This is a genomic window from Aerococcus sp. UBA6277, assembly GCF_002440555.1.
Taxonomy (GTDB): domain Bacteria; phylum Bacillota; class Bacilli; order Lactobacillales; family Aerococcaceae; genus Aerococcus.
Genome location: NZ_DJUR01000006.1, coordinates 21,924 through 28,158, shown reverse-complemented (window position 1 = coordinate 28,158; position 6,235 = coordinate 21,924). Strand labels below are relative to the sequence as shown.

Annotated in this window: 7 protein-coding genes; 2 read left to right on the top strand and 5 right to left on the bottom strand. The window is 38.9% G+C overall.

What is annotated here, in order from left to right; all coding sequences use genetic code 11:
- Nucleotides 1-77: 77 nt before the first annotated feature.
- The 5 genes from B2V22_RS01340 to B2V22_RS01320 form a co-directional block, all read right to left on the bottom strand.
- Complete coding sequence (locus B2V22_RS01340) at nt 78-278, bottom strand: hypothetical protein (protein WP_290489977.1); 201 nt, start codon at nt 276-278, stop codon at nt 78-80.
- A 500-nt stretch (nt 279-778) separates the two neighbouring features.
- Nucleotides 779-1,315 carry a recombinase family protein gene (locus tag B2V22_RS01335; RefSeq protein WP_290489976.1) on the bottom strand — a complete coding sequence of 179 codons (537 nt, stop codon included), beginning with the start codon at nt 1,313-1,315 and terminating at the stop codon, nt 779-781.
- A gap of 247 nt (nt 1,316-1,562) precedes the next feature.
- Nucleotides 1,563-2,945, bottom strand: a complete 1,383-nt coding sequence (gene rlmD / locus B2V22_RS01330) for a 23S rRNA (uracil(1939)-C(5))-methyltransferase RlmD (RefSeq protein ID WP_290489975.1) — start codon at nt 2,943-2,945, stop codon at nt 1,563-1,565.
- 186 nt (nt 2,946-3,131) lie between these two features.
- The gene (locus tag B2V22_RS01325; protein WP_290489974.1) at nt 3,132-4,268 is read right to left on the bottom strand and encodes an ArgE/DapE family deacylase; all 1,137 of its coding nucleotides are present in this window, start codon (nt 4,266-4,268) and stop codon (nt 3,132-3,134) included.
- A gap of 10 nt (nt 4,269-4,278) precedes the next feature.
- Nucleotides 4,279-4,752, bottom strand: a complete 474-nt coding sequence (locus tag B2V22_RS01320; RefSeq protein ID WP_290489973.1) for an S-ribosylhomocysteine lyase — start codon at nt 4,750-4,752, stop codon at nt 4,279-4,281.
- Nucleotides 4,753-4,936: 184 nt separating this feature from the next.
- Here B2V22_RS01320 and B2V22_RS01315 point away from each other — a divergent pair, with 184 nt between their 5' ends.
- The gene (locus tag B2V22_RS01315; RefSeq protein ID WP_290489972.1) at nt 4,937-5,470 is read left to right on the top strand and encodes a transcription repressor NadR; all 534 of its coding nucleotides are present in this window, start codon (nt 4,937-4,939) and stop codon (nt 5,468-5,470) included.
- Nucleotides 5,471-5,579: 109 nt separating this feature from the next.
- A complete protein-coding gene (locus tag B2V22_RS01310) occupies nt 5,580-6,146 on the top strand; it encodes a hypothetical protein (RefSeq protein WP_290489971.1) in 567 nt (188 codons plus the stop codon).
- Nucleotides 6,147-6,235: the final 89 nt, after the last annotated feature.

Here is a 6,235-nt window from a genome sequence, read left to right as displayed (position 1 = left end):
ACCTAATGGGTGATGGACAAGACGGAGTTAAAGTTTGTTAAATCAACATTAGTTAGCGTTAAAAGAAAAACTATGAATTATTCAGGAGAATTAATACTTCTTAAGTTTTTTGACATATTGATGTCTAATGTTCCAATGTTTTCATCTGAATTTACAATTAAACTAAAAGAATCTCCAAACTGAATTACTACATCATACACACTTTTTCTGACTCTTGTCACACTTTTTAAAAAAAACTCTTCATCAATTTTTACTTCGGTTTCTTCATTCTCAAACATACTGATTTCCTGGATTTTACCAACTATTGGTATAGGTATTGATATGTTTGTTGGATTGTAATAAACTCTAAGTTCTCCACGCTTTACTTAATCAAAAATATCCAATATTTCAGGCATTTGTTTACGTATTGTATTCTCAAGAATATCAGCCGAACTAATCGAATCTATATTTCTATTTTTATCTTCAATTGATTTAGTCATAGTCTTTGCTATAAATAAAAAGCTGCCTCCTCTCGCCACAGATTTAATCATTCCTCTAACCCAATGCTGTCACTAAAATCAACATTAAGGCAGTTATTTTTTTATAAGAGTTCATTTGCCACTAGACCATTTTTTTAGATTGCAATAACATTATTACTAATTTCAGCCTTGTCTTTCAACTGTGTTCTGTTTATTTCCTTGTATCAATCTGATTTATGTTCCCTCCAAATGTTAATAGCTGTGATCATCAAAGACTTCAAACATTTCCCTTTCAAAGCCTTCTTGTTCTGGTTCGCTGCTTACCTATAACGCTTACGATGATAGAATCCAAATGTTCCATCCAGAGCCTTTTGTTGCATTCCAATCTTAATGTTCTGACTGCGCGGTTCATTTTCTGCTTGGTATACTGCTTCAAACACACTCAGAATGAATTCATTCGAATCCAGCTCTGTATCCAACACATTCTCATCAAAAATAACACATACTCCAGAATTTCTAACGGCTCGATAGCTTTCTAAAGTCTCAACAGTATCTCTGCCTAATCGGCTGACTTCTCTTAGAACAACAACATCCAACTTGTCATTTTTACAATCAACTATCAGACGATTGAGTTCGGAGCGATTTGTTTCTCCCTTGGCGGATCGAATCTCCACATACATATCCATGATTCTCCACGAAGGAATATTAGCTGCCTTGCGAGTCAGACCTGAAATTTGATTAGACAAGCTTTTCAATTGTTCATCCTTGGATGATGATACTCGACAATAAATACCTACTCGCTTAATAGGCTTAGGTCGGGCCGGTATATAATGAATTTTAGGATTATAATCCATCATCTTTTCCTCCTTAGAAGGCTACTTATCTATTCATAATATAGCAGAGTAGGCTATTTTAAACTATAGTTTTTGTTTTCAGAGAAGAATACTGTTATACCAACCTTTCAAGGCTCGACTCGTTCCCGCATACGCACCTTCCCTTAAATGCTCCAAACGAGAAATCAGACTTACATTTATCTAAAATTTCAAAAAAAGGGGGTTCCAGACACTTACATGAAGCCTAGAAAGCCCTCTATAAAACCATTTCTTATTTAACTTTTTGCATCAATACCACACACTCCACATGCCAAGTTTGTGGGAACATATCTAATGGTTGGACTTGCTCGAAGTTATAACCTGCTTCAACGAATTTAGCGATATCACGTGCCATGGTTGTTGGGTTACATGATACATAGACAATTTTCTCTGGATTAGCTTCAATTGTTGATTCGATGAAAGTATCCTCTAAGCCTTTACGTGGTGGGTCTACAACAACGACGTCCGGTTGAACGCCGGCTTTAACCCATTCACCCATTACTGTTTCGGCTTGTCCTGTTTCAAAATGAACGTTATCAATGTAGTTTTTAGCGGCATTATTCTTCGCCATTTTAACCGCATCAGATACCACTTCCACCCCGTATACCTGCTTAGCGTTTTTCGCTAAAGCCATGGTGATGGTCCCAATACCACAATAGGCATCGATGACGGTTTCTTCACCTGTTAGGTCAGCCGCATCAATCGCCAATTGATATAATTTTTCCGCTTGAGGGGTATTGATTTGGAAGAATGATCTACTTGAAATATCAAAGGTAAAATCAAACATCTTATCCTCGTATTTATCCACACCATATAACACACGTTGTTTACCTGACATCACGACATTTGTTTGTTTAGTATTCGAACTCAAGACAATAGACACAACTTCTGGTAATTTTTCCACTATTTCAGTCACAATTTGGTTTTCTTCCGGTAAATTTTTACCGTTAATCACAATAATGACCATCATTTGGTTTGTGTAGTAGCCTTTACGGATGACAATATTACGTACGAGACCAGAATGTTTCGCTTCATCATAGCCTTTTAATTGGTGTTGGTTAAAGATATCCACAATACTTGCGATAGCTTCATCAATTCCAGGTAATTGGATTTTAAAATCTTCCACAGGGATAATCTCATGAGAATTTTTCCGGTAAAATCCTGAATACAATTGTCCTTCATTATCCGTACCGATAGGAATTTGCGCCTTATTACGGTATTTAAAAGTATCTTCAGAACCTACAGTAGGCAATACTTCGCGCCCTTCAGCTACACCAAAACGACTAAAAGCATTCTCCACTTGCTTTTGTTTGAAAGCAAGTTGTGCTTCATAAGTCATATGTTGCAGTGGCATTGTGCCCACTTGGCTTGATACCTTATCCACAATGCCTACCCGGTCCGGTGAATCCACAGTTCGTTGCATCATTTTTCCATAGCCAAACTTTTTACCCACAGAAATGGCCTTAATTGTCCCCACTTCACCAGGTAAAGCATTCTCTACAAATAGTGGATAACCATCCACTTTAACCACACCTAAACCTTGAAAAGTAAGGTCTTCAATTGTGCCCTCAAAAGATTCATTCTTTTGAATCGGCGTTGTATATTTTTGTTTCATAATTATCATCATCCTTTTTCATTATCTCCACTATTTTACCACGCAAACCCTTGAAATACTTGGGAAAACAACAAAACGCCAACACCTGAGTGCCAGCGTTCATAATGTTATCATTCATTTGATTTGGCTTATAATTTTAGATAATTAAAATAGATTTTTTGTTTACAACCAAAAACTAGGAACACACTATTTCAAAAATCCTTTATAAATATTCACGTATCGATCAATAAAGTCCAAGTATTGGTCCACTTCAATAGACTCGTCAATGGTATGAGCGCTACCAATCCTACCTGGTCCATAAATAACAAAGTCAAATTTGTTATCTACATTGGTAAAGTTAGACCCGTCAGTTGCACCACTTAACCCGCGGTTTTCCGCTTGTGGATCTTCTACCTTAATTAAATCTACTAATGCAGAATCATTAGCCCCATCTGCATATTGGTTGTTTTGTAACAAGTTCAATTCTAATGTTCCTTGACCGTTAGCGTTAATTTCTTCAATCACATCATTGAAAATGCCAACCACAACGTCATTGCCTACTTCAGGAATTGTCCGTGCATTTCCTGATAGGACTGTATATTCAGGGACTGAGTTAATTTGGTTGCCCCCTTCAATCATTGTGAAGACGTTTAACATTTTACCTAACATATCGTTTTCAGCTGTCGCAGCCGCTTCATCAATCTCGACATTGGTCTTGTTGATAAAATCGTTAATCAGCTGGATGGTGTTAACCCCTTTTTCCGGTGTAGAGGAATGAGCAGCACGTCCATAGGCGATGACTTGATATTGAATTGACCCCTTGTGTTTGGTGTTGTAGTAAGGGGTTGATGGTTCGGCGATAATCATGCCGTGGATATCCTCAGTGTAGCCTAGGTCAGTTAATTGTTTAGACCCAAGCATACCAATTTCTTCCCCTACACAGGCTAACAAGCGAACTGTTCCGGCGAAATCTTGGCCAGATTCTTTCAATTCAATCATAGCGATGATTAAAGCCGTTAACCCAGCCTTCATATCAGTAGTCCCGCGTCCGTACATCACACCATCATGAATTTCTGCACCATATGGTGGGTATGTCCACAAGTCTGGGTTCCCAGCATCTACAACGTCCATATGACCTGATACCGCTAAGATCTTCCCATCTTTTTGGCCTTTTAATTCTGCTACCAAGTTAGTACGACCATCCGCATATTGAATCTGTTGTGATTCAATGCCGTGGGCTTCAAGTAAGTTCTTGTAGTATAGGGCAACAATTTCTTCATTACCGTTTGGTGTTTCTAATTGGATGACATCCTGTAAAATTTTAATTTTCTCTTGATTATCCATAGAAACCTCTCTAATTTAAGACTTTACGTTCGAACGGATCTACTGAGAATCCTACTTCTAAAACGTCTTTTGCATATTGTTGCGCACCCCATAATGAGTGGTCACGGAAGTTTCCACATTCAACGCGCTCAGTTCCTTGTACATCTGACCATTCAGCTGCCAATACGTCATTCAAGACTTTTGTCATTGCAGTAGCTACTTCTTCAACCGATGGCGAACCCCAAACGATCATGTAGAATCCAGTCCGGCATCCCATTGGTGAAATATCGATAACGCCATCTAAATAATCACGCGTGTAAGCCGCTAATAAGTGTTCCAAAGTATGGATAGCACTGGTTGGAATGGAATCCTGGTTTGGTTGCACAAAGCGGATATCAAACTTGCTTAATTTGTCCCCTAACGCCCCTGTTTCAGCGCCCGCAACGCGCACGTAGGGGGCCTTCACTGCATCGTGATCTAATGTAAAACTTTCTACTTTTGCCATAATAATCTCCCTTATCTATCTCTTTTTGATCTCGTTAAATCTTCCTTATCATTTTATCATTAATTGTCAAGCTTTCATAGGTATCGAGATCCTCCCTTAACAGGAGTGTGCGTAACCTCAGCTTGTTAGTGGTCAGGTGAAAACCTATGCTATAATCAACGAAAGATCTAAAGGAGGGCCTTTCATGAAAGCAACCGAACGACGAGACTTATTGATTCAAACTTTGAACCAAGCCACAACGCCCCTGAAAGCCACTAGCCTTGCCAAAGAATTTGGTGTCAGTCGCCAAATCATTGTCGGGGACGTCGCTATTTTGCGGGCCAGTCACCATGACATTATCGCCACAAATCAAGGTTACCTATTAGCCGATAAAGCTACCAGCGTGGATGATAGTCGCTTCCGTAGCAAAATCGTCTGCCAACATTTAGCTGACCAGGCTATTGAGGAATTGACTATTATCATTAACCACGGTGGCTTCGTTGAAAATGTCGAGATAGACCACCCTTATTACGGGTTAATTAAAGCCAGCCTACAAATTAAGCACGCAGGCGATATTCAAGACTTCCATGAAGCTATGGATAAATCAGCCGGTACCATGCTGTCTTCTTTAACCAACGGCATCCACCTGCATACCATTACGACGTCTGATGAAGCCACATTTGAAGCCATTAAAGCCGACTTAAAGGCTGTTGGCATTTTATTAGACGAAAGTATTTAGTTTTCATTTTCGAATTTTTGATGATCTCCCTTGTCAGTCTTTACACCTGTCTTGACACCTTTAAGAATTTTGCGTATGATGAACTCAACAAATTTGGGAGGAATAATCTATGCAAAGGAATCAAGTGTCTAAGCGCACACAAAATATAACTATTACTGGTTTACTTACCGCTATAGGGATCTTTATCCCTTTAATTATGCCCTTTAAAGTCGTCATAGGGCCTGCCTCTTTTACCTTAGGTTCTCATGTCCCTGTTGACATGTCCATGTTTAGAAAACCTTCAACAGCAGCTATTGTCGCAGTCGGTACTACTATCGGTTTTTTAATGGCAGGTTTCCCAATCATTATCGTGGCTCGTGCCCTTACTCATTTAATTTTTGCAACTTTAGGTGCCTATTACCTACAAAAAGCGCCTAAAACCTTAGTTAAAACAGGATCAAGAGCCTTATTCAGCCTGGTCATCAATGCCATTCATGGATTAGGTGAAGTCGCCATTGTCTACATTTTGACTGCAACAGGCGTAACCCCTCCATCAGACGGTTTTATGTATACCTTGATCGTCTTAATCGGAATTGGTACCTTAATTCACGGCATGGTGGACTTTGAAATCGCCTACCAAATTACTAAGGCCATTGAAAAAAGAGCGCATTTGAACTTTGCGGAAGTTGAATTATAAAATTTACATACCATTAAGCAAAAACGAGCCCCTAAGAAGGAACGCTCGTTTTTTTTTGAATATTGTGACTTCCAGCTTTAATGATATTA